The following is a 23,980-nucleotide window of genomic DNA, read 5'->3' on the forward strand; positions in this document are numbered from 1 at the left end:
TCGGCGCCGCCCGCTCTCTCGGGCGAGCGGGAATCCAGGTGCACGCCGCCGTCGAATCGCCGACGAGCCCGGTCACCCGCTCCCGCCATCTCCGCTCGGCCCGCGTCCGGCACGGCACGGATTCCTCCGCCGAACTCGCCGCCCTGCTCACCCGGATCGCGGACGAGATCACCGACGACCCGTCACATCCCTTACTGCCCATTCCGCTCGACGACGTCAGTGCCCTCGCCCTGGCCCGTCGGCGGTCCGCACTCTCCCCGCGCCTCCTGCTGCCCGAGCAGACCGAGGAGCAGCTGTTGCGGGTCGCCGACAGGGCCGCGCTCGCCGGGACCTGTGCGGCCCTGGGCCTCCCCCACCCCCGTACCCGGATCCCCACCGGCGCCGACGAGCCCGCCGCCATGGCCCGGTCGCTCGGCCTGCCGGTGGTCGCCAAGTGGAGCAGGCCCTGGCTGCTCCCGGCCGGCGGCGGGCTGCGCAGCACCTCGGTGCTGCGGTCGCTCGCCGAAGTACGGGAGCTGTACGCCCGCACCCCGGAGGCCGGCAGCCTGCTGCTGCTTCATGGAGGTCCCCGGGCCGCTGCGGGAGCTGCCCCGGCGGTACGTCACCCACTCCAGCCACCACGGCGCACTCGACCGCTTCGCAGGCCGGGACGTCACCGTCGTCGGGGCCGGTCAGGCCGCCCTGGAGACGGCCGCGCTCCTCGCCGAGGGGGGCGCCGCCGCGGTCCGGATCGTCGCCCGCGGGAACTGGCTGAACTGGAACAACCTGCCCCCGGCCCCCGACCGCGGCCTGTGGCCCGCGCTGCGCGCCCCGCACACGGGACTGGGCTGCGGCTGGAGGAACAAGCTGTACGCCGACACCCCGGGCGTCTTCCGGCGCCTGGTGGCTCCGGGAGCGGTTCGCGGAGGTCGCGGACGTACGCCTGGGGCTGCGGATCATCTCGGCGACGGTGACGGGGGACGAGCGGCTCCGGCTGGAGGCGGCCGGTCCTGACGGGACGGCGGTCCTGGAGGCCGACCACGTCGTCGCGGCCACCGGCTTCACCCCGAGCCTGGACCGGGCCGGGGTGCTCTCGCCCGCGCTGCGCGGCGCGCTCCGCACGGTCGGCGCGGGCGTCGCCCCGGAGGTCGGCGGCCTCTTCGGGTCCTCCTGGCCGGGCCTCTTCCTGGCCGGGCTCCTCACCGCCCCTTCGTACGGTCCCTCGATGCGGTTCGTTCGGCGCCGAGTACACGGCGCCGCGGCTGGTGCGGGGGGTGCGGCGGCTGCGGTCGGACGCCCGGGGCGGCTCGGTGGGCCGGCCGCGTACGGGCGGGAAGGCGCCGGTCCCGGCATGACGGAGGGCCGGCCCCGGGGAGCGGATGCTCTCCGGGGCCGGCCCCTGTGTCCGCGTGGCGCCGTGGGGTCAGGCGTTGACGCAGGTGTTGCCGAACGCCGGGTTCAGCAGGGCAATCACGTTCACGCTGTTGCCACAGGCGTTGATCGGCACGTGGATCGGGACCTGGACCACGTTGCCCGAGAGGACGCCCGGCGAGCCGATCGCCGCACCGTGGGCGTCCGCGTCCGCGAAGGCGGGCGACGCCGCACCCATGGCCATGATGATTCCGGCGACGACGGCCGCAGCCTTCTTACAGTTCATTTCGTCTGGATCCTTTCCGGGACGGAAGACATTGCACAAAAGACAACGAACGTGCCGCACAAAGGAAACCGCAACCGACACGACATTCGCTTTTTCACTCCATTGCGCGCACGGACCGCACAGAACAGGGCCGGCGGGAACATGAACGTTCCCGCCGGCCCTGTCGTGCGCGATACGGATCAGCCGTTGTAGGCGCCGTTCCCGGAGAGGACCGGAATGTCCTCCAGGATGTGCGACAGCGGCTCGTCACCCTTGGCCTGGGTGGAGTTCTCCGCGCACTGCTGGTTCTGCGGGGAGGACAGGACGTTGACGTCCTGGACCGCGACCGGGACGAGGATGCCGACGACCGAGCCGACGTTGCCCTTGACCGGGACGCCGAGGCACAGCTTGTTCAGCGAGCCCTGGACGGCCGAGAACTGCGGGCTCATGTCGCCCTTGGTCTTCGAGTTGCCGAACGACTGGTGCGCGCCGTTGCCGCTGAGCGAGGTCGTACCGCCGTCGTCGGCGATGGCGAGCGCCGGGGAGGCCGCCGCAGCAGAAGCGCCGACAACAGAGGCCGTAACAGCCGCAGCCGCCATAATCTTCTTGATCACGGTGATTCCGTTCCTGTTCCCACCAATCGACCTGATTGATGCGACGGGCTCAACTGCGGTCGTCCCCCCGGGGTTCCGGCACTTCACCCGTTCGACTGGGACCACGTTTCGCGCTGCCGAGTGCGCTCCGCCAAGCAGGTGACACAGCGGAACCCCAGGGTCCGAATGCCGGTTGATCAGGTCGCTCCCTGCACGGAGCCGGTTCTAGAAGGGAACTCTTGTGATCAAGAAGGTTATGGCCACCGCGGCCGCGGCCGTCTCCATCGTCGGCGCCTCCGCCGCCGTGGCCTCCCCGGCGCTCGCCATCTCCAACGACGGCGGCACCACCTCCCTGAGCGGCAACCACGCTCACCAGGAGTACGGAAACTCCGCCACCTACGGCAACATGAGCCCCCAGTTCGCGCTGGTCCAGGGCTCCCTGAACAAGCCGTGCGTCGGCCTGCCGGCCAAGCTCAACGCCGGTTCGATCGTCGGCCTGATCCCGATCGCCGTCCAGGACATCAACGTGCTGTCCTCCCCGCAGAACCAGCAGTGCACCGAGAACTCCACCCAGGCCAAGGGTGACGAGCCGCTCTCGCACATCCTGGACGACATCCCGGTCCTCTCGGGCAACGGCGTCGGCAACAACTGACGTTCCGCCTTCGCGCGACGTTCACACGTCAGGGGCCGCCCTCCGGGGCGGCCCCTTTCGCTGCCGTGCGTTCCCTCTTCACCACGTCGGCCAGACCGGCGTCGCCATCAGGCGTTCCCACTCCCGGTCCGGCACCCCAGGGACCGCCCGGCCCGCCTGGACCCACTGGTCCACCAGGGCGGAATAGACCGGGAAAGGTGTCCGTTCCGCCGGGGACGGGTCGCTCACATATCGGCTCTTCGGAATGAAGGCCATCCGTTCCCATTTCCCGGGATCCGGCGCCATCTTCGCTCCTTCCGCTGCGATTCCCGCATCATTCCACAGGCGTCGCAGGAGAGTGATTCGTCCTGTTCATGTCGCGTCGCGTACCTGTGTGCGAGAACGCTCGAATTACCGTGCGGGCATGAAATTCCCGCCTCCCCTGCGGCCCCGACGACCGCTGCTCGTCGCGGCGGCGATCACCGCCCTCGCCGCCCTCGCCCCCGGCGCGCTCGCCACCGCCGTGCCCACCGAACTCCCCGCCCCGGAGCGGGGGCTGAACCTCCTCGTGGTCGGCATCGACAGCCGCAAGGGCGTCACCGAGGACGAGAAGAAGCGCTACCGGCTCGGCGGGAAGGAGTGCGACTGCACGGACGTGATGATGCTCGTGCACGTCTCGGCGGACAACGACCGCGTCGACGTCGTGAGTCTGCCCCGTGACTCGCTCACCACCTTCCCCGACCAGCACCGCGACCAGCGCACCGGGAAGCTGCACGCCGCTCACCAGGCGAAGATCAACGGAGCCTGGGCGGAGGGCGGTTCCTCCTTCGCGGTCGAGGTCGTGGAGTCGGCGACCGGACTGCCCGTCCACCGCTACCTGGAGATCGACTTCCGGCGCTTCATGGACACCGTGGACCACGTCGAAGGAGGGGTCCCCATCTGCACGGAGGCGCCCCTCAAGGACTCGGTCACCGGGCTCGACCTGGCGCCGGGAACCAAGCCGGTCGGCGGCGGCGAGGCGCTGCAGTACGTGCGGTCGCGCCGGGCCGACGGGCAGATGGACTTCGGCCGGATGCGGAAGCAGCAGAAGTTCGTGGTGAACACCCTGGAACGGCTCCGCGACGGCGTCCTCGACGATCCCGCCCGGCTCGGAGCCCTCGCGGCGACCCTGCGCGGGACGGCCGCGGCCGAGCGGGGCATCTCGGCGACGGAACTCCTCACGCTCGCCGCGCGGCTCCGGAACCTGCCCCCGGAGCGTACGACCTTCGCCACCGTGCCCGTACGCGGCTTCAACCCGAACATCGCGGGGGTCGGGTCCACCGTCGGCTGGGACGAGGAGGGCGCCGCGAAGGTCTTCGGGCGGCTGCGCGAGGACCGCCCGCTGCCCGCGGCCGGCGAGGTCGCGCCCAGTGAGGTCTCCGTGGCCACCTACCGTCCCGACCCGGGCGGTTCGCTCATCTGCCCGTAGTCCGTCCGGTGGACATCGCGGAACCTCCGCGCCTCCGACCAGTTGATCAGCACGGCTCGGCACTCAGCGAGCCAGTATCCGAAAGGCCTGAACAATGAAGAAGCTGTTGGCTACGGCTGCTGTGGCCGCGTCGGTCCTCGGCGCGACGGCGGCGGGTGCCGGTCAGGCGCTCGCCATCGCCGACGACGGTGGCACCACGTCGCTGTCCGGCAACGGTGCGCACCAGGAGTTCGGCAACTCCTCCACGCACGGCGACATGAGCCCGCAGTTCGCGCTCGTCCAGGGCTCCCTGAACAAGCCGTGCATCGGCCTGCCGGCCAAGGTCAACGCCGGTTCGATCGTCGGCCTGATCCCGATCGCGGTCCAGGACATCAACGTCCTGTCCTCCCCGCAGAACCAGCAGTGCACGGAGAACTCCACCCAGGCCAAGGGTGACGAGCCGCTGTCGCACATCCTCAGCGACATCCCCGTGCTGTCCGGCAACGGCGCCGGCAACAGCTGAGCGACGACGCTCGGCCACGGTGCGGCCCCGCCGCCCCTCCTCGGAGGGGTCGCGGGGCCGTCCCCGTTCGGGCCGGGACCTCAGAGCTTCCGGCGCAGCTCTTCCGGGTCGGTGACCGGCGCGTCACAGGTGAAGTGACGGCACACGTACGCGGCCGGTGACCCGCCCACGAGGGGCCGGTCCTTCAGGAGCGGGAACTCCTCGCCGCCGGGGGCTCCGGCGGCGACCACCGCGCCGGGGGCGGTGGCCCGGAGCGCGGTGCGCCGCAGCGCCTGGAAGGCCTCGTCGTCGGGGGCGCCCACGACGGCGATCTCCCGGGGCCCGTCGAGGAGGGCCTCGGCGACGGCGAGGCCCCAGCCGATGAAGCGGGGGGCACGCGGGCCGAGGGCCTTGACGACCCCGAGGGCTCCCTCGGCGGCGGCCCGGTGGGCCTCGGAACCGGTGTGGGCGGCGTACGAGAGCAGCGCGCCGGCGGCTGCGGTCCAGCCGGACGGGGTGGCGTTGTCCGTGGGGTCCTGCGGGCGGCGGATCAGCGTCTCGGCGTCGTGGGCCGTGTCGTACAGGGCCCCGCCCTCGGCGGTGAAGCGGTCGAGGACGATGTCCAGGAGGAAGCCGGCGAACTCCAGCCAGGCGCCCTCGCCGGTGACGGCGGCGAGGGCGAGGAAGCCCTCGGCGACATCGGCGTAGTCCTCGAGGACTCCCGCGTTGGTGCCGGCCCGGCCGTCCTTCGAGGTGCGGGTGAGCCGGGCGGACTCGTCCATGTGGACCCGTACGAGCAGGTCGGCCGCCTCGGTCGCGCGGTCGACGAGGTCGGGGCGGTCGAAGAGGGCTCCGACCTCGGCGAGGGCGGCGATGGCGAGGCCGTTCCAGGCGGCGACGACCTTGTCGTCGCGCCCCGGGCGCTCGCGCTCCTCGCGGGCGGCGAGGAGCCGGGCGCGGATCGAGGCGATCCGGTCGGCGTCGGCCGGGCCCGCCTCCGGCGGGAGCTGGAGGACGGAGCTGCCGTGCTCGAAGGTGCCGCCCTCGGTGACGCCGTAGTGGGCGGCGGCGAGGGCGGCGTCCTGCTCGCCCAGGACCGCGGCGAGCTGTTCGGGGGTCCAGACGTAGAAGGCGCCCTCGACGTGCTTGCCGGTGCCGTCGTCGGAGTCGGCGTCGAGCGCGGAGGCGAAGCCGCCCTCGGGGGTGCGGAGCTCGCGGACCAGGAAGTCGGCGGTCTCCAGGGCGACCCGGCGGGCCAGGTCGCTGCCCGTGGCCTTCCACAGGTGCGCGTACACCCGGCACAGCAGGGCGTTGTCGTACAGCATCTTCTCGAAGTGGGGCACGACCCAGGCGCGGTCGACGGCGTAGCGGGCGAAGCCGCCGCCGAGCTGGTCGTAGATGCCGCCGCGGGCCATGGCCTCGCCGGTGTCGGCAGCCATCTGGAGTGCGCCCTCGGAGCCCGTACGGGCGTGGTGGCGGAGCAGGAACTCCAGGGCCATCGACGGCGGGAACTTGGGGGCGCCGCCGAAGCCGCCGCGGGTCGCGTCGTACTCGCGGGTGAGGCCGAGGAGGGCCTGCGCGAGGTCCTCCTCGCCGGGGACGCCTTCGCCGCCGTAGGCGAGGGAGCGGCCCGAGAGGTCCTTGACGATGCGCTCGGCGACCTCGCCGACCTCGTCCCGCCGGTCGGCCCAGGCACCCCTGACACCCTCCAGGACCTCGGGGAAGGACGGCATGCCGTGGCGGGGCTCGGGCGGGAAGTACGTACCGAAGTAGAAGGGGGCGGCGTCCGGGGTGAGGAAGACGGTCATCGGCCAGCCGCCCTGGCCGGTCGCGGCCTGGACGGCCTCCATGTAGACGGCGTCGACGTCGGGGCGCTCCTCGCGGTCGACCTTGACGGCGACGAAGTGCTCGTTGACCAGGGCCGCGGTGGTGTCGTCCTCGAAGGACTCGTGCGCCATGACGTGGCACCAGTGGCAGGAGCTGTACCCGACGCTGAGCAGCACGGGGACGTCGCGGCGCCGGGCCTCCTCGAAGGCCTCGGCCGACCACGGCCACCAGTCGACCGGGTTGTCGGCGTGCTGAAGGAGGTACGGGGAGGTCTCATGGGCCAGTCGGTTCGGCATGGTCCCATCCTGCCGCAGCGGTCTCCCGCCGTGCCCGGTGTCCCGCGCGGCGCGCTCATGCCGGGATACGGAAGAGCCCTCCGGCCCGTACCCGTCGGAGAGGTACGGGCCGGAGGGCGCCTCCACTACTTGCCGGGGGTGCCGGCCGGGGTGTCCTGCCCGGCCGCCGGGTCCGGGGCCTCCTCGAAGGAGACCTTGCCCATGTGCCGGTTCATCGACTTCATCAGCTGCCAGACCGCGAGGGCCAGGACCGCGAAGACGACGAAGCCGAGGACGCCGGGGGTCACCTTGTTCTTGTCCAGCTCTTCGGCGGCGAAGGGGACAAGCTGGGTCAGTGCCAGGTGTGCGCTCATGTCAGGCATTGTCGCGGATGCCCGCGAAGAGATCTTCCTCGGGGAGGGAGGTCGGGACCAGCGACTTGCTGAGCTCGTACTCCTCCGTCGGCCAGACCTCCTTCTGGATCTCCATCGGCACCCGGAACCAGCCGCCGTCGGGGTCGATCTGGGTGCGGTGGGCGATCAGGGCCTTGTCGCGGACCTCGAAGAAGTCGGCGCAGGGCACGAAGGTGGTGAGCGTCCGCTCCTTGCGCTCGAACTCGCTCCAGCGCTCCAGCCACTCGCCGTACGGGGACTCCAGGCCGCGGGCCAGCAGCGCCTCGTGCAGGGCGGTGGTGCGGGGACGGTTGAAGCCCTGGTTGTAGTAGAGCTTCAGGGGCTCCCAGGCCGGGCCGAACTCGGCCTCCGGGTACTTCTCGGTGTCGGTCGCGCCGTCGAAGGCCACCATCGTGATCTTGTGGGTCATGATGTGGTCGGGGTGCGGGTACCCGCCGTTCTCGTCGTAGGTCGTGACGACCTGCGGGCGGAACGCGCGGATCTTGCGGACCAGCGCGCCGGCGGCCGTGTCGACGTCCTCCAGGGCGAAGCAGCCCTCGGGAAGCGGCGGCAGCGGGTCGCCCTCGGGCAGGCCCGAGTCGACGAAGCCCAGCCACTCCTGGGAGACGCCGAGGATCTCGCGGGCCTCGTCCATCTCCTTGCGGCGCACCTCGTGGATGTTCGCCTCGATGTAGGGGTCGCCCTGAAGCTGCGGGTTGAGGACCGAGCCACGCTCGCCGCCCGTGCACGTCACCACCATGACGTCCACCCCCTCGGACACGTACTTGGCCATCGTGGCCGCACCCTTGCTCGACTCGTCGTCGGGGTGGGCGTGCACGGCCATCAGTCGAAGCTGCTCAGTCAAGACTCGATCCTCAGTGATTCGACGCGGAGGGTGGTCTCTATAGTGACGGAATCGGGGGAACGAAAATTCCGCCACCCCCGGCTTCGAGAGGATCGATCATGAGCGCGGTGCGAGAGCAGCTGCCCGAGGGGCGCTACGGGCGCTCCGCGGACGAGGCGGCGGACCGCAAGCTCAAGATCACGGGCGCGGTGCTCGGGGTCCTCTTCCTCGGCCTGATGGGCTGGTTCGGCTGGCACTACGTCGTCGACAGCAAGATCAGCGCCGAGATGATCAAGTTCGACGTGGTCAGCGCCACCGAGGTCCAGGTGCACCTGGAGATCCGCAAGGACGAGGGCGTCAAGGGCGTCTGCACCCTGCGCTCGCGCTCCGAGGACGGCGCCGAGGTGGCCCGCAAGGACGTGCGGATCGACGACCCCGGCAGCCGGATCGACCGCGTCTTCTCGCTCCGCACCACCGCCCACGCGACGAGTGCCGAACTCGTGGGGTGTACGGCCCGGTAGCGGTGGGTAGGGAGCGGGTGTCGAGTCCCGGCGAGTCACCGCGGTGACCTGGGATGACGCCATTCCTGATGGTTATGTCCTCCCGCTTTTCGCCACTCATTGTTAGGCTCGTGGTTTCGCCCACCCGGGACACACAGCTTTCCCGTGTAGGGCGATGCTTTGTATTCCCAGTACCTACGAGGAGCACCTGTGACCCAGACCAGCGACAACGTCACCTGGCTCACCCAGGAGGCGTACAACAAGCTCAAGGACGAGCTTGAGTACCTGTCTGGTCCCGCGCGTACCGAGATCGCCGCCAAGATCGCCGCCGCGCGCGAAGAGGGCGACCTGCGCGAGAACGGCGGGTACCACGCGGCCAAGGAGGAGCAGGGCAAGCAGGAGCTCCGGGTCCGCCAGCTCACCCAGCTGCTCCAGCACGCCAAGGTCGGCGAGGCCCCGGCGGACGACGGCGTCGTCGAGCCGGGCATGGTCGTGACGATCGCCTTCGACGGTGACGAGAACGACACGATGACCTTCCTGCTCGCCTCCCGCGAGTACGCGAGCGGTGACATCGAGACCTACTCGCCGCAGTCGCCGCTCGGCGTCGGCGTCAACGGCAAGAAGGCCGGTGACGACGCCGAGTACGAGCTGCCGAACGGCAAGAAGGCCGCGGTGAAGATCCTCAGCGCGAAGCCGTACACCGGCTGAGGCACTTGCTCCACCGATCCAGGCAACGGGCCGGACCCCTCGGGGGTCCGGCCCTTCGCCTTGCGGCGGACATGCCATGATGCGGACCTGACGTCGCGTCACCAGGGGGAGGGTGCGAAGTGCTGGGACCGCTGCGCGAGGGCACGCCACGCCGAATCGGACCGTACGAGGTGCTCGCGCGCCTCGGCGCGGGCGGCATGGGAGAGGTGTTCCTCGGACGGGACGGGGCCGCGGACGGCCCCGCCTCGGGGGACGGGCCGGTGGCCGGGGACGGGGCCGGGCCGGTGGGCGGGGCCTGGCCCGTGGCCGGGGCCTTCGTCGCCGTGAAGACCGTCCGGCGGGACGTCGCGGGCTCCCCCGCCTTCCGGGACCGCTTCCGCCGTGAGATCAAGGTCGCCGCGCTCGTCGACAGCCCGTACGCCGCCGCCCCGCTCGGCGGCGACGCCGACGCCGAGGTCCCCTGGCTGGCCACCGCGTACGTCCCCGGGCCCAGCCTCTCGCAGGCCGTACGGCGCGGCGGCGCCCTTCCCGTCGCCACCGTCCGCGCCCTCGGCGCCGACGTCGCCCGCGCCCTCGCCGACCTGCACCGGGCCGGGGTCCTGCACCGGGACCTCAAGCCCGGCAACGTGATGCTCTCCGTCGACGGGCCCCGGCTCATCGACTTCGGCATCGCCCGCAGCGACACCGCGACCACCATGACCGCCACCGGCCTGATGGTCGGCACCCCCGCCTTCATGTCCCCCGAGCACGTGGCGGGCGCCCGCCGGGTGACCGCCGCCTCCGACGTGTTCTGCCTCGGCTCGCTGCTCTGTTACGCGGCGACCGGCGAGGACCCCTTCGGCGACGGGCCGCTCGCCGCCGTCCTCTACCGCGTCAGCCAGGCCGAGGCCGACCTGAGCCGGGTGCCGGACGAGCTGCGCGGGACCGTCGCCGCCTGCCTGGCCCTGGACCCGGCGGCCCGGCCCACCCCCGAGGCGCTCGCGGAGCTGCTCGGGGGCGGGGCTCCGAAGGTCTTCCCTTGGCCGGAGGGCGTACGGGACCACATCGGCGAGTACGGGACGGAGCTCGCCCAGCTCGTGGCCTCGGGCGGGCCGCTCCTGGAGGTCGGGCCGGCGGCCGGCCCGGTCGTCACCCCGGCCGTCCCCGGCCTGCACTCCGTCCCGACCCTCGGGCCCGTCGCCCCGCCCTCCGCTCCCCGGCGCGCGCGGCGGCGGCGTGTCCTCGCCGCCGCGCTGGCCCTCGCGGTCGTGGCCGGTGGCCTCGGCGCGTACCTGCTGTGGCCGGAGGACGAGAAGGAGCCCCGGGCCCCCGCGAAGGCCGCCCCCGCCGCCGGGCCCCGCGTCCCCGGCGTCGACGACCGGGGCCTCGCCGACGCCTCGGGCGTCGTCCCGCAGAACGCGGCGCAGCGGCCGGCCGGCTGGAAGCCGTGGCAGGCGAAGCTGACGGCGCCCGCGTTCGGCTGCTCGGCCGACGAGAAGGTGCTCGTGTGCCGGACGACGGACGGGCGGTACGAGGCGCTGGACCCGGCGAGCGGGAGGAAGCTGTGGGACGTTCCGCGGGTGGCGGACACGCCCGGTGAGACCTACATCAGCCCCACCGGCTACCCCTTCGTGAGCGGGGCAGCCACCCGCCCCACGGTCCACGACGGAGCCGTGGCCCTCGTCGCCGGCTACACGCTCCAGGTCCGCGACGCGCGGACGGGGGCGGTGCGCTGGGAGAAGCCGGCCCTGGGACCGCAGAACCTCTGGGACACCCGGCCCGTCGTCGCCGACGGGATCGTCTTCGCGGCGACGGAACTCGCCGAGGACGGCAGCGGGGAGCTGGTCGCCCTGACGGCGTTCTCCCTGGCCGACGGACGGCGGCTCTGGTCGCACGGCCTCACCAACGGGGCCATCTCCAGCGCGGAACGCAAGGCCTACGAGCCGGTTGCCTACGCCGACGGGGTCGTCTACGCCCTCAGCCAGGGCGGTCTCGTGGCCTACGACGGCAGGAAGGGAACCCTCCTCGGACAGGTCGAGCCGGACGCCGAAGCGTGCCGCGAGATCAAGGTGCTCGGCGCGTCGGCGTACTGCGTCGGCGCCGGGTCCGGCGACGACACCGACACCTCGCTGCACCTGCTCGACGCCCGCACCCTCGCCCCGCGGGCGACACTCCCCGGCTCGCTCGGCGCGGCGGTCCCCACGGCGATCGGTCCGCACGCCGTCGTGACCTTCGACAAGGGGGTGCGGATCCTCGACCCGCGCAGCGGGAAGACGCTCGCCGCCCACCCGGCCAGGGCCACGCCCGCCGGGCTCGGCCAGAGCTGGTCATCGCCCCTGCTCGCCGGCGGCCAGGTCGTGTACGCCGACTATTCCTCGCTCTTCACCGTGCGGCTCGGCGCCGACGGCACACCGGGCGGGCTCAAGGTCACTCCCGTGCCGGGGGCGCCGGGACCGCGTGTCGCCGAGGAGGACTTCGACATCGAACACGGCCACACGATCAGCAAGCAGTTCCGGGAGCCCGAGGTCCTGCCGGTCGGCGGGATCGCGTACGTCGTCTATGACGAGGGCGCCGTCGCGTCCGTCGAGCTCCCCGGCGAGAAGGAGTAGTCCGTTGCTGGAAGCCCTGCCCCCGGGACGGCCCCCACGGCTCATCGGCCCCTACCGGCTGCTGGCGCGCCTCGGCGCGGGCGGGATGGGCGAGGTGCATCTCGCGTGCCGGGCCGACGACCCGACGGCCGATCCGCACCGGATGGTCGCGGTGAAGACCGTACGGGAGGACCTGGAGGTCGACGGGGACTTCAGGACCCGCTTCCGGCGCGAGATCGCGGCGGCCCGGACCGTGGACGGGCCCGGGGTGGCGCGGCTCCTCGACGCCGACGCCGACGCCTCCTCGCCCTGGCTGGCGACCGAGTACGTGCCGGGGCCCTCGCTCGCGGAGGCGGTCGTACGGGCGGGGGCGCTGCCCATCGAAGCCGTCCGGGCTCTGGGCGCCCAGCTCGCCCACGCCCTGGACGCCGTGCACCGGGTGCAGGTGCTGCACCGGGACCTGAAGCCGGCGAACGTGCTGCTCGGCGCGGCCGGGCCCAAGCTGATCGACTTCGGCATCGCCCAGGCCTTCGAGGCGACGGCGCTGACCTCGACCGGCCTTGTCGTCGGCTCGCCCGGGTTCATGTCGCCCGAGCACCTGGTGGGGAGCCGGGCGGTGGTGCCGGCGTCGGACGTGTTCTGTCTGGGCGCGGTGCTCGCGTTCGCGGCGAGCGGGCGGGGGCCGTTCCACGACGACGAGATGGCGGCCGTGATCTTCCGGATCAGCCGGGCGGAAGCCGACCTGGACCCGGTTCCGGAGGAGCTGCGGCCCGTTCTCGCGCGCTGTCTGCGGCTCGACCCGGCGGAGCGGCCTTCGGCGGCCGAGGTGGCGGAGCTGCTCGGAGGCGGGGAGCCGCCCGAGGTCTTCCCCTGGCCCGCCGGGGTGCTGTCGCTGCTCGCCGAGTCACGGGAGGCGGCCCGGCGGGCCGGGGAGGCGGCCGCCTCCGGCGCGGGCGTGGCGGATCTGCCGACGCTCGGCCCTGTCGTGCCGTACTCCCCCACGGCCATGAGCGACCGGCCGGTGCTCCCGCCCGTCCCTGTCGAGCGGCGCCGTCCGTGGGGCGCGGTCGTGGCAGGCGCGGTGGCGGTGGCGGTGCTCGCGACGGCGGGTGTGGTGCTGCTGAACCGCACGGACGGGCAGGGCGGGGCCTCCACGGGCGGGGCCGGGGGGCCGGGGACGCCCTCGGCGTCCTCCGGCACCACGGCCCCCGCGACCCTGAGCCAGGTCGTCCTGCCGTACGGCGGCAGGGGCCGCGACAACGACTTCGGCGGAGCCGGTACGGACCGCGCGTACCGCCCGGCGGGCTGGTCGCCGTGGCTGGCGCGCACCGAGGCGGCGAACGGCTCGTGCGCGCTCTCCCCGGAGGTACTGGTCTGCTCGGGCGCCGGTGGGGCGCTGGTGGGGCTCGACGCGGCCGACGGCCGCGAGCTGTGGTCCGTGCCGGGCCGGCCCGACGAGTTCGGGATCATGGCCAACGCCCAGTACCCGGCGGTGGTCGGCGACCACGTCCACGTGACGGGAGCGGCGGGCGTGACCGCGTACGGGCTCCGGGACGGCGTCCGGAAGGGGCCGCCGACCGGCCCCGGCCCCGACTGGGCCCCGAAGAGGACCGACTTCGCGGACGGCGTCCTCTACACGACCTACTTCCGCCTGGATCAGGTCGAGACCGGGGCGAGCTCGGGGCTCGTGACCGCCGTGCGGCTCGACGGCGGCGGGGGCGCGGGCCGGGAGCTGTGGCGGAGTCCGATCGACGTCACTCCGGAGGAGATCGTGGCGGCGAACGGTCTGGTGTATCTGTCCGCCCTGGGCACCCTGGTGGCCCTGGACGCGGGGGACGGGAAAGAGGCCGGGCGCGCGGCGGAGCCCTGCCTGGACATGAGCGTGCACGAGCGGACCGGCAGCGTGGTCTGCCGTGATCAGGAGGCGGACGCGGTGGTCGTCCTCGACGGCGGTTCGCTGAAGCGTCTGCGTACCTTCGGTCAGGCGGTGACCGTCCGGCCCGCCGTGAGCGCGGCCGGCCTCGTCGCCACGGTCAGCGGACGACGGGTGACCGTGTACGACCTGGCGAGCGGTAAGCAGCGGTGGAGCGCCGAACCGCCCGTCGCCCAGTCGGAGGTGGGGCAGGTCGTGTTCGCCGACGACCGTGTCCTGACAGCGGCGAGCGACTACGTCGTCTCGTACCCCGCGGCCGGACCAGGCTCCGACGACGAGATCGACTCGTTCGCGCCCAACCTTCCGGACGACTTCAAGGCGGAGGCCGCGGGAGAGCTGATGGCCGCCGGAGGGGCGCTCTTCCTCGCCCTCCCCGACGGCCTCGTCGTCACCGGCTACCTGCCCTGACCCGTACGGGCCAGGGCAGGCCTCACCCCGTCGCCGAGCGGTACTTCCGCACCGACAGCGTCCTGAACACCACGATGATCAGCACCGACCAGAGGAGCGACGCCCACACCGGGTGCTGCATCGGCCAGGCGTCGGACGTCGAGACGCCCGGGTTGCCGAACAGCACGCGGCAGGCCTGGACCGTCGCGCTGAACGGGTTCCACTCGGCGATGGTCTGCAGCCAGGACGGCAGCTTGCTGGAGTCCACGAACGCGTTCGAGATGAACGTGACCGGGAAGAGCCAGATCAGTCCGCCCGAGGTCGCGGCCTCGGGAGTGCGGACCGAGAGGCCGATCAGGGCACCGATCCAGGAGAAGGCGTAGCCGAGGAGGAGCAGGAGGGCGAACGCGCCGAGCGCCTTCGGGACGCCCTCGTGGATGCGCCAGCCGACCAGGAGGGCGACGATCGCGAGCACGAAGAGGGTGAGCGTCGTCTGCACCAGGTCGGCGAGGGTGCGGCCGGTGAGGACCGCGCCACGGGCCATCGGCAGGGCACGGAAGCGGTCGATGAGGCCCTTGTGCATGTCGTCGGCGATGCCCGCGCCCGCGCCCGCCGTGGCGAACGTGACGGTCTGGGCGAAGATGCCGGCCATCAGGAACTCGCGGTAGACGGCCGGGGAGGTCGTCCCGCCGATCTGCATGGAGCCGCCGAAGACGTAGCTGAACAGCACCACGAACATGATCGGCTGGATCAGCCCGAAGATGATCATCTCGGGGATCCGGGACATCCTGATCAGGTTGCGGCGGGCGATGACCAGCGAGTCGCCGACGGACTGGACGACTCCGCCGCGCGGGCGCGGGGCCAGGCGGCCCGTGCCCTCCAAGGTGGTGGTCACGTGAGGGCCTCCTTCTCGTCCCCCTCGTCCCGCTCGGCCGCGTGGCCGGTGAGGGAGATGAAGACGTCGTCGAGGGTGGGGCGGCGCAGTCCGATGTCGTCGATCTCGACGCCGATGGCGTCCAGGTCGCGGATCACCTCGGCGAGGAGCTTGGCGCCGCCGGTGACGGGCACGATGAGCTTGCGGGTGTGGTGCTCGACGGACACCTCGCCGCGGCCGTCGCCGGCGACGCCGTAGCGGGCGAGGACGTCCCGGGCGCCGGTGATCATCTCCGGTTCGTGGACGACGACCTCGACGCGCTCGCCGCCCGTCTGCGCCTTCAGCTGGTCGGAGGTGCCGCGCGCGATGACCTTGCCCCGGTCGACGACGGCGATGTCGTCGGCGAGGCGGTCGGCCTCCTCCAGGTACTGGGTGGTGAGGAGCAGGGTCGTACCGCCCGCGACGAGTTCCTTGATGACCTCCCACAGCGCCTGCCGGTTGCGGGGGTCGAGGCCGGTGGTCGGCTCGTCCATGAACATCACCGGCGGGGCGACGACCAGGGCCGCCGCGAGGTCGAGGCGGCGGCGCATGCCGCCGGAGTACGTCTTGGCCGTACGGTCGGCGGCGTCGGCGAGGCCGAAGCGCTCCAGGAGTTCGCCGGCCCTGGCCTTCGCGGCCTTCGCCCTCATCTGGTAGAGCTGCCCGACCATCTGGAGGTTCTCGCGGCCCGTGAGGTACTCGTCGACGGCCGCGAACTGGCCGGAGAGACCGATCGAGCGGCGGACCTCGTTGGGGTGCTTCAGGACGTCGACCCCGGCGACGACGGCCTTCCCGCTGTCCGGCCGGAGGAGGGTGGTCAGCACGCGGACGGTGGTCGTCTTCCCCGCGCCGTTCGGGCCGAGCAGACCCAGGACGGTGCCCTCCGGCACGTCCAGGTCCACGCCGTCCAGAGCTCGTACGTCGCCGAAGGTCTTCACCAGACCCTCGGCATGGATCGCGCCTGGCATGTGGATTCTCCTGGGGAGAGGAGGCGTTTTCCCGACCGATCCTAGGAGCGGCGGGCCCGCCGCGCCCAGTGAATTTGTGACGCGCGCCACATGATCATGGGGGGTGCAGGTCAGCCCAGGATCGTGTACCCGGCGTCCCGCAGGGCGTCCTCCACCTCGCGGCAGTGCTCCGGGCCCTTCGTCTCCAGGTGGAGTTCGACCTCCGCCTCCGTCAGGCCGAGCCGCGGGTCGGTCCGTACGTGGCTGACGTCCAGGACGTTCGCGTCGGCCACCGTGAGCACCGCGAGCAGGGTCGCCAGGGCCCCCGGCCGGTCCGTGACCCGCAGCCGCAGGCTCAGATAGCGGCCGCCGGCGGCCATGCCGTGCCGCAGGATGCGCTGGAGCAGCAGCGGGTCGACGTTCCCGCCGGAGAGGACGGCCACGACCGGCCCCCGGAAGGCCTTCGGGTCGCTGAGCAGGGCCGCGACCGGGCTGGCGCCCGCCGGTTCGACGACCAGCTTCGCCCGCTCCAGGCAGAGCAGCAGCGCCGACGACAGCGCGTCCTCGGAGACCGTGACGACCTCGTCGACGTACTCCTGGACCAGCGAGAACGGCACGTCTCCCGGCCGCCCCACCTTGATCCCGTCCGCCATCGTCACCGGCGACTCGACCACCACGGGATGCCCGGCGGCCAGGGAGGGCGGGTACGCGGCCGCGCCCTCCGCCTGCACGCCGATCACCTTCACGTCCGGGCGCAGTGACTTCACCGCGAGTCCGATGCCGGCCGCGAGACCGCCGCCGCCGACGCCCACGAGGATCGTCCGGACCTCCGGGCACTGCTCCAGGATCTCCAGGCCCACCGTGCCCTGCCCGACGATGATGTCGGGGTGGTCGAAGGGGTGGATGAAGACCGCCCCCGTCTCCCGCGCGTACTGCTCCGCCGCCGCCAGCGTCTCGTCCACGACATGGCCGTGCAGCCGCACCTCGGCGCCGTACTCGCGGGTCGCCGCGACCTTCGGCAGCGGGGCGCCGACCGGCATGAAGACGGTGGCGCGCACCCCGAGGAGCTTCGAGGCGAGCGCGACGCCCTGCGCGTGGTTCCCGGCCGAGGCCGCGACGACCCCGGCGGCCCGCTCCTCGGGCCGCAGCCCGGCGATCCGCACGTACGCCCCGCGCAGCTTGAAGGAGCCGGTCCGCTGGAGGTTCTCGCACTTGAGCTGGACCGGCGCTCCCACCAGCGACGACAGATGGCGGCTGCCCTCCATCGCCGTCACCCTGGCCACCCCGGCCAGCATCTTCTGAGCCCCCCGCACGTCGTCCAGCATGAGGTGATGCAAGGGGTCTCGCGTACGGAAGCTCATGACACCAAGTCTCGCAGCTCACGGTACTCATGGCCGCCCGGCGGACAGCGGCCCAACCGGTTTGCGCAGCCCCGGTACGGACCTCCCCGGGGCCGCGTACTCTGTCCCCCACCGACCGACCACCCCCGCACGAGAGAGACCCACAGCCATGCCCACATCTCAGGACATGACGACTGAGCTCGACCCCGGTCTCCTCGACGCCCTCCAGCACCAGGTGGCCGTCTTCGCCCGCCGGGCCGAGCAGACCCGCCTCGGCGGCACCGGCCAGCTGCGGAACTCCATGGACCGCGCGGCCTACCTCCTGCTCAACCGCCTTGACCAGGAAGGCCCGATGGGCGTCAAGGCGCTCGCCGCCGGCATGGGGATCGACTCGTCGACGGTCACCCGGCAGGTCGCGCCGCTCGTCGACACCGGCCTGGTGAAGCGCACCTCGCACCCGGAGGACGGGCGGGCGGTCGTCCTCCAGCTCTCGCAGCGCGGCCTGACCCGCCTGGAGGAGGTCCGCTCCTCGCGCCGCCAGCTGATGGTGGAGGTCACCGAGGGCTGGACGCCGGCCGAGCGCGAGTCGTTCTGCACGCTGCTCACGCGCTTCAACACCGCGCTGTCCGCACGGCAGTCGGCGCACCTGGGCCATCCGGCCACCGAACACGCCGCCGAATCCGCCACGGAGTCCGCGGCGCCCTCCTCAGCCGAAACGAGCGAGTCCACGCCGACCTCTTGACCCCGCCCCCGCGCTGTCCTCAGATGAGGACGTGCGAGAGCATCGAAGCGGCAGCGGCGCCGAACACGCCTACCGCACCCGTGAGTTCGAGGCATTCGTGGCCGGAGCCGCGGGCCGGCTCCTGCACGCCGCGACCCTCCTCACCGCCGAGACCCGCACCCACAACCCGCACGCCCGGACGCTGCTGACCGCCGCCCTCGCCCACACGTACGCGGTGTGGGGCCGGCTGCGCGACGAGGACCCCTACGACCTGACCCGGCGCGACCTCGCCGCCCGCTTCGCGCGCACCGCCCGGCGCTACCGCGCGGGCCGGGGCGGGGTCCTCTCCGCCCTCCACCCGCAGGAACGGCTCGTCGTCGTCCTCCGGTTGTACGAGGGCGTCGCCGAGGAGCAGGTCGGGGCGCTGCTCGGGCTGCCGGAAGCGCGTGTCCGCGCCGTCTGCGCCCGCTCGGTCGCGGCGCTCAGGACGGCCGCCGAACGCGACGCCGGAACCGCCGCGTGACCCGGCACGAGGACAAGGAGGCGGCGGTCCGGCGGATGCTCGACACCCCGCACCCGCCGGTCCCCGCGGACCTCGCCGTACGGGCGGCGGCGACCGGGGCCCGGCGCGCCCGCCTGGAGCGGGTGGCCCGCCGGCTGCTGTGGGGCCTGTTCGTCGTCGCGGCGGTCACGTTCGCCGTGTGGGCGTCGGCGGCCCGGCCCTGGGAGGTCCCGCCGGCCGAGACGACGCCACCGCTCGAAGGCTGGTGAAGACGGGCCTAGCCTGGAGGGGGGCCCGTCTGGAGGTCGTTATGGCCAGGAAAGCAACCGACTGCCGCGACGCCCCGAGCGTCTCCGGCTGTTCGCTCTACATGTCGGGCGAGGAGGACGAACTTCTGCGGGCGGCCGTCGCGCACGCGGTCTCCGTGCACGAGCACACGGACACTCCCGAGCTCCGCGAGGAGGTCCGGGCCTCGATGAAGGACCCGCTGCCCGGCACCTGAACAGGGCGGGACCCGGGCGCCCTGGGCGTCCGGGCCTTCGCTCGGGCGCCCGGGCCTTCCGTACGACGGTCGGCCCGGGGCCCTCCGTACGACTTAACCCAGGGCCTGGCGCAGGTCGGCGAGGAGGTCGTCGGCGTTCTCGATGCCCACCGAGAGGCGGACGAGGTCCGCGGGGACCTCGAGGGCGGAGCCGGCGACGGACGCGTGGGTCATCCGGCCCGGGTGCTCGATCAGCGACTCGACGCCGCCCAGCGACTCGCCCAGGGTGAAGAGCTGAGCGCGGTTGCAGACCTCGACCGCCGCCTCTTCCCCGCCCTGCACGCGGAACGAGATCATGCCGCCGAAGGAACGCATCTGCTTGGCCGCGATCTCGTGCCCCGGGTGCTCCGGAAGGCCCGGGTAGAGGACCTGGGTGACCTTCGGGTGCTGGGTCAGCATCTCGACGACCTTCGCCGCGTTCTCGCTGTGGCGGTCCATGCGCACGGCGAGCGTCTTGATGCCGCGCAGCACGATCCACGAGTCGAAGGGACCGGCCACCGCGCCCATCGCGTTCTGGTGGTACGCCAGCTCCTCCCCGAGCGCCGCGTCGGCCGTCACCAGGGCGCCGCCGACGACGTCCGAGTGCCCGCCCATGTACTTCGTGAGCGAGTGCACGACGACGTCCGCGCCGAGCGCGAGCGGCTGCTGCAGGTACGGCGAGGCGAAGGTGTTGTCGACGACCAGCTTCACGCCGGCCTGCCGTGCGACGCCCGCGACGGCCTCGATGTCGGTGATGCCGAGGAGCGGGTTCGACGGGGTCTCGACCCAGATCAGCTTCGTGCGGTCGTTGACGGCGTCCCGCACCGCGTCGATGTCGGACGTGTTCGCCACCGAGAAGTCCACGCCCCAGCGCTCCACGACCTTGGCGAACAGCCGGAACGTGCCGCCGTACGCGTCGTTCGGGATGACCACGTGGTCGCCGGGCGCGAGCAGCGCGCGCAGCAGGCAGTCCTCGGCCGCCAGGCCCGAGGCGAAGGCGAGACCGCGTCGGCCGCCCTCCAGGGCCGCCAGGTTCTCCTCAAGGGCCGTACGGGTCGGGTTGGCGCTGCGGCTGTACTCGTAACCGCCGCGCAGCCCGCCCACGCCGTCCTGCTTGTAGGTGGACACCTGGTAGATGGGCGGGACGACCGCGCCGGTCAGCGGGTCGGCGGTGTTGCCCGCGTGGATCGCGCGGGTCTCGAAGCTCTGGTGAGAGTGCTGGTCGCTCATGGTCAGGAGCGTAGTCCCGCGCACCCCCCGGCGCCTGGATCGTCTCACGCGCCGTCCTGGACAATGGGACGCATGGAGATTCTCTGGTTCCTGATCGCGCTCGGGCTGCTGTTCGGCATCCTCGGCCCCTACCTGCTGCGCCGCCGGGGTGGCGGGATCCGGTTGGCCGCGCCGGGCTCGCCGGACGCGGCGGATCCGGAGGCGTACGGATTCGTACGGCAGGAGGACCAGGACGTACGGCTCCCGGGCGCCGACGACGAACTGCTGCACGTCCTCGACGTCGTCCAGGCCACCCAGGACTGGCGGGCCGCGTCCCGGCTGCTCGCCGCCACCGACAAGGACGGCGAGGTGCGCTGGCAGCGCGTCCAGGCCTTCGCGGGCGCCGCGTCCCTCGAACTCCAGGAGCGGCCGGGCGTGGGCGGCGCGTGGCTGCGGGCCTGGCGTGCCGAGGCCCCGAAGGACGCGGGCGGCGCGGCCGTCCACGCGGAGTTCCTCGTCCAGCAGGCCTGGCGCTCGTCGACGGCCGGCACCGACGACTTCCGGATCATCCTGGAGGAGGCGCGGAAGGTCACCGAGGAGGCGGCGCTTCTCGCGCCGGGCGACCCGGTCCCGTACATCACGCAGCTGGCCGTGGCACGCGGTCTCGGCTACGGCCACGAGCAGTTCGACCAGGTGTGGGCGCAGGTCATCGACCGGGCGCCGCAGCACATGGGCGCCCATCTGGCGGCCCTGCACTACTGGTGCGAGAAGTGGCACGGCTCCCGCGAGGAGGCCGACCACTTCGCGACGACGGCCGCGGCGCGTGCGCCGCGCGGCTCGCTGCTCGCCGCGCTGCCGCTGTTCGCGGTGCACGAGCACGTGCCGGACGTGGTGCTCGTGCAGGACTTCTTCCGTACGGCGGTGGTGTCGAAGGCGATGGACGGCGCGCTGTACGCCGTCCACTCGGCCCGGCCCGACGACCCGATGCTGGCGCACGTCCGCCATCTGCTCGTCTACTTCCTGGTCCGCTCGGAGCGCTGGGCGGAGGCCATGCATCAACTGGTGAAGGTCGACGGGCACGTGGGCTCGGTGCCGTGGACGCTGAGCGGGGACCCGGCGGCGCAGTTCACGATCTTCCGGAACCTGGCGGTGGCCGGGTACGAGGCGAACGGCGGAAGCCCGGCGACGCTGCCGCGGTGAGCGCATGAGGCGGGGGGAAGGTTTCCCCCCGCCTCCTTGTTGTGTCCACTGCCGACCGTCGAGGAGAGATGCAGCATGTTCCTGTCCCGCACCCCCGTCCTCCCCACCCCCGAGCAGGCCCTGCGCGGCCGCCCCGAGCCCGAGTTCTCGGTCCCCGAGCGCCACACCGTCCTCGGCAACCCCCTCCTCGGCCCGTACCCGGAGGGCGGCCTGGAGGTCGCCGACTTCGCCCTCGGCTGTTTCTGGGGCGCCGAGCGCAAGTTCTGGCAGACCGACGGCGTCTGGACGACCCTCGTCGGCTACCAGGGCGGCTACACGGAGAACCCGGCGTACGAGGAGGTCTGCTCGGGCCTGACCGGCCACACCGAGGCCGTCCGGGTCGTCTTCGACCCGTCGAAGGTCTCGTACGAGAGCCTCCTGAAGCTGTTCTGGGAGTCGCACGACCCGACCCAGGGCTTCCGCCAGGGCAACGACGTGGGCACCCAGTACCGCTCGGCGATCCACACCCACTCCCCCGCCCAGGCGGCGGCCGCCGAGGCCTCCCGCGAGGCCTACCAGAAGGTCCTGACGGGCTCGGGCTACGGCACGATCAGCACGGAGATCCTCCCGGCCGACGAGAGCCGCCCGTTCTACCCGGCGGAGCCGTATCACCAGCAGTACCTGCACAAGAACCCCGCGGGTTACTGCGGCATCGGCGGTACGGGCGTGTCGTGCCCGATCGGCGTGGCGAAGGCGGCCGGCTGACGGACGCGCCGCTTAACGGGCCGCTCCTGCAGTGGCTGCGCTTCGCGGAGCTCCTCGTCCATGCCGCGGAGGTGTCCCGCGCCCACCGACTGCAGGGTCCGGCACCCCCGGGTCGAACTCCGTTCAGGCCGTCCCGTGTGACGCGGCGCGCAGGGCCGCGGCGGTCGTCGCCGGGTCGTAGCCGGGGGCGACGCCGTCGATCAGCTGGAGGTCGCCCGCCATGTGGCGGGCGCGCAGCGGGATCAGCTCCTGGTAGGCGGCGGAGTCGTACCAGCGGCGGGCGTGGTCCATCGAGGGGAAGCCGACGAGGACGACCGAGGCGGGCCACTCGCCCTCCTTGACGTCCCGCTCGGGCGCTCCGTGGATGAGGAAGCGGCCGTCGAAGGGGTCGAGGGTGGCCTGGACGCGCTCCATGTACTGGAAGACCTCCTCGTGGAGGACGGCCGTCGGGTGCAGGCTGGCTATCGCGTATGCGGTCATGGGGACAGCGTGCCGGGGCATGCCGTGCGGGTCGATTACCCCGGACGTCATGCCCCGGCACGCACATCGCGTACGGGCTGCTCAGATCGTCGACGCGTCGATCACGAAGCGGTAGCGGACGTCGCTCGCGAGGACCCGCTCGTACGCCTCGTTGATCCGGTCGGCGTCGATCACCTCGATCTCGGCGCCGAGGCCGTGCTGCGCGCAGAAGTCGAGCATCTCCTGCGTCTCGGCGATGCCGCCGATCATCGAGCCCGCGAGGGTCTTGCGGCCGCCGATGAGGGAGAAGAGGTTGAGCGCGACGGGCTCCTCGGGGGCGCCCACGTTGACCAGGGCGCCGTCCGTCTTGACCAGGCTCAGGTAGGCGCCGAAGTCCAGCGGGGCGGAGACCGTGGAGATCACCAGGTCGAAGGTGCCGGCGAGCTCGGTGAAGGTCGCCGGGTCGCTCGTCGCGTAGAAGTGGTCGGCGCCCAGCTTCAGGCCGTCCTCCTGCTTCTTCAGCGACTGGCTGAGGACGGTGACCTCCGCGCCGAGCGCGTGGGCGATCTTGACTCCCATGTGGCCGAGGCCGCCGAGACCGACGATCGCGACCTTCTTGCCGGGGCCGGCCTGCCAGTGGGCGAGCGGCGAGTAGAGGGTGATGCCGGCGCAGAGCAGCGGGGCGGCCTCGTCGAGGGCGATGCCCTCGGGGATGCGCAGGGTGTAGTTCTCGTCGACGACGATGTGGGTGGCGTAGCCGCCGTAGGTGGGCTCGCCGTTCTTGTCGAGGGCGTTGTACGTGCCGGTCATGCCTCCCGTGCAGTACTGCTCCAGGCCCTGGAGGCAGTACTCGCAGGTGCGGCAGGAGTCGACGAAGCAGCCGACGCCGACCCGGTCGCCGACCTGGAACTTCGTCACGCCCGGGCCGACCTCGGCGACGATGCCGGCGATCTCGTGACCGGGGACCATCGGAAAGATGCCCTCGCCCCAGCCGTCCCTGGCCTGGTGGATGTCGGAGTGGCAGATGCCGGAGAACTTGATGTCGATGAGGACGTCGTGCTCGCCGACCGGGCGACGCGGGACGGTGGTGCGCTCCAGGGGCGCGTTGGCGGCGGGGGCGGCGTAGGCGGGGACGGTGGTCACGTTCGTGGTCATGCATCCAGGCTGCCGGAGGACGTCGGCATCACCCAGCCACCTGTTCTGC

Annotated in this window: 26 protein-coding genes; 14 read left to right on the top strand and 12 right to left on the bottom strand. The window is 72.5% G+C overall.

The features are described 5' to 3' along the window. Nucleotides 1–191: 191 nt before the first annotated feature. Nucleotides 192–560 carry a hypothetical protein gene (locus IO20_RS40265; protein ID WP_051874377.1) on the bottom strand — a complete coding sequence of 123 codons (369 nt, stop codon included), beginning with the start codon at nucleotides 558–560 and terminating at the stop codon, nucleotides 192–194. Between IO20_RS40265 and IO20_RS40960 the strand changes: the two genes are divergently transcribed. Continuing rightward, the gene (locus IO20_RS40960; protein WP_051874378.1) at nucleotides 559–993 is read left to right on the top strand and encodes a hypothetical protein; all 435 of its coding nucleotides are present in this window, start codon (nucleotides 559–561) and stop codon (nucleotides 991–993) included. The genes IO20_RS40265 and IO20_RS40960 overlap by 2 nt on opposite strands. Before the next feature lie 409 nt (nucleotides 994–1,402). Here IO20_RS40960 and IO20_RS0112225 read toward each other — a convergent pair whose 3' ends face one another. Both IO20_RS0112225 and IO20_RS0112230 read right to left on the bottom strand, forming a co-directional pair. After that, a complete protein-coding gene (locus tag IO20_RS0112225; protein WP_030548852.1) occupies nucleotides 1,403–1,636 on the bottom strand; it encodes a chaplin in 234 nt (77 codons plus the stop codon). A gap of 179 nt (nucleotides 1,637–1,815) precedes the next feature. Continuing rightward, nucleotides 1,816–2,229 (bottom strand): rodlin, encoded by a 414-nt coding sequence (locus IO20_RS0112230; protein ID WP_030548854.1) that lies wholly within the window; start codon nucleotides 2,227–2,229, stop codon nucleotides 1,816–1,818. Between the two features lie 220 nt (nucleotides 2,230–2,449). Between IO20_RS0112230 and IO20_RS0112235 the strand changes: the two genes are divergently transcribed. The 3 genes from IO20_RS0112235 to IO20_RS0112250 all read left to right on the top strand — a co-directional run bounded on the left by IO20_RS0112235 (nucleotide 2,450) and on the right by IO20_RS0112250 (nucleotide 4,809). After that, the gene (locus tag IO20_RS0112235) at nucleotides 2,450–2,860 is read left to right on the top strand and encodes a rodlin (protein ID WP_030217900.1); all 411 of its coding nucleotides are present in this window, start codon (nucleotides 2,450–2,452) and stop codon (nucleotides 2,858–2,860) included. Between the two features lie 403 nt (nucleotides 2,861–3,263). Then, entirely contained in the window at nucleotides 3,264–4,307 is a 1,044-nt protein-coding gene (locus IO20_RS0112245; protein ID WP_030548857.1) for an LCP family protein, read from the top strand. Nucleotides 4,308–4,401: 94 nt separating this feature from the next. After that, complete coding sequence (locus IO20_RS0112250; protein WP_030548859.1) at nucleotides 4,402–4,809, top strand: rodlin; 408 nt, start codon at nucleotides 4,402–4,404, stop codon at nucleotides 4,807–4,809. An 80-nt stretch (nucleotides 4,810–4,889) separates the two neighbouring features. Here IO20_RS0112250 and IO20_RS0112255 read toward each other — a convergent pair whose 3' ends face one another. The 3 genes from IO20_RS0112255 to mca all read right to left on the bottom strand — a co-directional run bounded on the left by IO20_RS0112255 (nucleotide 4,890) and on the right by mca (nucleotide 8,147). After that, nucleotides 4,890–6,911 carry a thioredoxin domain-containing protein gene (locus IO20_RS0112255; RefSeq protein ID WP_030548861.1) on the bottom strand — a complete coding sequence of 674 codons (2,022 nt, stop codon included), beginning with the start codon at nucleotides 6,909–6,911 and terminating at the stop codon, nucleotides 4,890–4,892. Nucleotides 6,912–7,036: 125 nt separating this feature from the next. Beyond that, the gene (locus IO20_RS0112260; protein WP_030217888.1) at nucleotides 7,037–7,273 is read right to left on the bottom strand and encodes a hypothetical protein; all 237 of its coding nucleotides are present in this window, start codon (nucleotides 7,271–7,273) and stop codon (nucleotides 7,037–7,039) included. Further along, nucleotides 7,266–8,147 carry a mycothiol conjugate amidase Mca gene (gene mca, locus IO20_RS0112265; protein ID WP_030548863.1) on the bottom strand — a complete coding sequence of 294 codons (882 nt, stop codon included), beginning with the start codon at nucleotides 8,145–8,147 and terminating at the stop codon, nucleotides 7,266–7,268. Before mca ends, IO20_RS0112260 begins: the two co-directional genes overlap by 8 nt. A gap of 98 nt (nucleotides 8,148–8,245) precedes the next feature. On the opposite strand from mca, the gene IO20_RS0112270 reads away from it, so the two are divergent. The 4 genes from IO20_RS0112270 to IO20_RS0112285 all read left to right on the top strand — a co-directional run bounded on the left by IO20_RS0112270 (nucleotide 8,246) and on the right by IO20_RS0112285 (nucleotide 14,242). Beyond that, complete coding sequence (locus IO20_RS0112270; RefSeq protein ID WP_030548865.1) at nucleotides 8,246–8,647, top strand: DUF4307 domain-containing protein; 402 nt, start codon at nucleotides 8,246–8,248, stop codon at nucleotides 8,645–8,647. Nucleotides 8,648–8,836: 189 nt separating this feature from the next. Then, entirely contained in the window at nucleotides 8,837–9,334 is a 498-nt protein-coding gene (gene greA / locus IO20_RS0112275; protein ID WP_030548867.1) for a transcription elongation factor GreA, read from the top strand. A 119-nt stretch (nucleotides 9,335–9,453) separates the two neighbouring features. After that, nucleotides 9,454–11,922 (top strand): protein kinase domain-containing protein, encoded by a 2,469-nt coding sequence (locus IO20_RS0112280; RefSeq protein WP_030548869.1) that lies wholly within the window; start codon nucleotides 9,454–9,456, stop codon nucleotides 11,920–11,922. 4 nt (nucleotides 11,923–11,926) lie between these two features. Beyond that, nucleotides 11,927–14,242 (top strand): protein kinase domain-containing protein, encoded by a 2,316-nt coding sequence (locus IO20_RS0112285; protein WP_030548871.1) that lies wholly within the window; start codon nucleotides 11,927–11,929, stop codon nucleotides 14,240–14,242. Between the two features lie 22 nt (nucleotides 14,243–14,264). Here the strand turns inward: IO20_RS0112285 and IO20_RS0112290 are convergent, their stop codons facing one another. From IO20_RS0112290 to ilvA, 3 genes are all read right to left on the bottom strand, one after another. Next, a complete protein-coding gene (locus IO20_RS0112290; protein WP_030548873.1) occupies nucleotides 14,265–15,116 on the bottom strand; it encodes an ABC transporter permease in 852 nt (283 codons plus the stop codon). Beyond that, a complete protein-coding gene (locus tag IO20_RS0112295; protein ID WP_030548874.1) occupies nucleotides 15,113–16,102 on the bottom strand; it encodes a daunorubicin resistance protein DrrA family ABC transporter ATP-binding protein in 990 nt (329 codons plus the stop codon). Before IO20_RS0112295 ends, IO20_RS0112290 begins: the two co-directional genes overlap by 4 nt. 110 nt (nucleotides 16,103–16,212) lie before the next feature. Further along, on the bottom strand, nucleotides 16,213–17,442 hold the full coding sequence (gene ilvA, locus IO20_RS0112300; protein ID WP_030548876.1) for a threonine ammonia-lyase: 1,230 nt from the start codon (nucleotides 17,440–17,442) through the stop codon (nucleotides 16,213–16,215). A gap of 148 nt (nucleotides 17,443–17,590) precedes the next feature. On the opposite strand from ilvA, the gene IO20_RS0112305 reads away from it, so the two are divergent. From IO20_RS0112305 to IO20_RS0112320, 4 genes are read left to right on the top strand one after another with little or no spacing between them, the layout of a single operon-like run. Continuing rightward, on the top strand, nucleotides 17,591–18,163 hold the full coding sequence (locus IO20_RS0112305) for a MarR family winged helix-turn-helix transcriptional regulator (protein WP_030548878.1): 573 nt from the start codon (nucleotides 17,591–17,593) through the stop codon (nucleotides 18,161–18,163). Between the two features lie 31 nt (nucleotides 18,164–18,194). Next, nucleotides 18,195–18,665, top strand: a complete 471-nt coding sequence (locus IO20_RS0112310; RefSeq protein WP_030548880.1) for a sigma factor-like helix-turn-helix DNA-binding protein — start codon at nucleotides 18,195–18,197, stop codon at nucleotides 18,663–18,665. Continuing rightward, a complete protein-coding gene (locus IO20_RS0112315; RefSeq protein ID WP_030548882.1) occupies nucleotides 18,662–18,913 on the top strand; it encodes a hypothetical protein in 252 nt (83 codons plus the stop codon). Before IO20_RS0112310 ends, IO20_RS0112315 begins: the two co-directional genes overlap by 4 nt. 41 nt (nucleotides 18,914–18,954) lie before the next feature. Continuing rightward, nucleotides 18,955–19,146: a DUF1059 domain-containing protein gene (locus IO20_RS0112320; protein ID WP_030217838.1), complete on the top strand. Its 192-nt coding sequence runs from the start codon at nucleotides 18,955–18,957 to the stop codon at nucleotides 19,144–19,146. A 93-nt stretch (nucleotides 19,147–19,239) separates the two neighbouring features. On the opposite strand, the gene IO20_RS0112325 is transcribed toward IO20_RS0112320, so the two are convergent. Continuing rightward, entirely contained in the window at nucleotides 19,240–20,394 is a 1,155-nt protein-coding gene (locus IO20_RS0112325) for a cystathionine gamma-synthase (RefSeq protein ID WP_030548885.1), read from the bottom strand. 72 nt (nucleotides 20,395–20,466) lie between these two features. Here IO20_RS0112325 and IO20_RS0112330 point away from each other — a divergent pair, with 72 nt between their 5' ends. After that, nucleotides 20,467–21,573 carry a hypothetical protein gene (locus IO20_RS0112330; protein WP_030548887.1) on the top strand — a complete coding sequence of 369 codons (1,107 nt, stop codon included), beginning with the start codon at nucleotides 20,467–20,469 and terminating at the stop codon, nucleotides 21,571–21,573. Nucleotides 21,574–21,648: 75 nt separating this feature from the next. Continuing rightward, nucleotides 21,649–22,317, top strand: a complete 669-nt coding sequence (msrA, locus tag IO20_RS0112335; RefSeq protein WP_030548889.1) for a peptide-methionine (S)-S-oxide reductase MsrA — start codon at nucleotides 21,649–21,651, stop codon at nucleotides 22,315–22,317. A 123-nt stretch (nucleotides 22,318–22,440) separates the two neighbouring features. Here the strand turns inward: msrA and IO20_RS0112340 are convergent, their stop codons facing one another. Both IO20_RS0112340 and IO20_RS0112345 read right to left on the bottom strand, forming a co-directional pair. Next, on the bottom strand, nucleotides 22,441–22,797 hold the full coding sequence (locus tag IO20_RS0112340) for a DUF1330 domain-containing protein (RefSeq protein WP_030548891.1): 357 nt from the start codon (nucleotides 22,795–22,797) through the stop codon (nucleotides 22,441–22,443). An 81-nt stretch (nucleotides 22,798–22,878) separates the two neighbouring features. Further along, complete coding sequence (locus IO20_RS0112345; RefSeq protein ID WP_030548892.1) at nucleotides 22,879–23,931, bottom strand: NAD(P)-dependent alcohol dehydrogenase; 1,053 nt, start codon at nucleotides 23,929–23,931, stop codon at nucleotides 22,879–22,881. Nucleotides 23,932–23,980: the final 49 nt, after the last annotated feature.

It is taken from the genome of Streptomyces exfoliatus, assembly GCF_000725545.1.
In the GTDB taxonomy this organism is placed as follows: domain Bacteria; phylum Actinomycetota; class Actinomycetes; order Streptomycetales; family Streptomycetaceae; genus Streptomyces; species Streptomyces exfoliatus.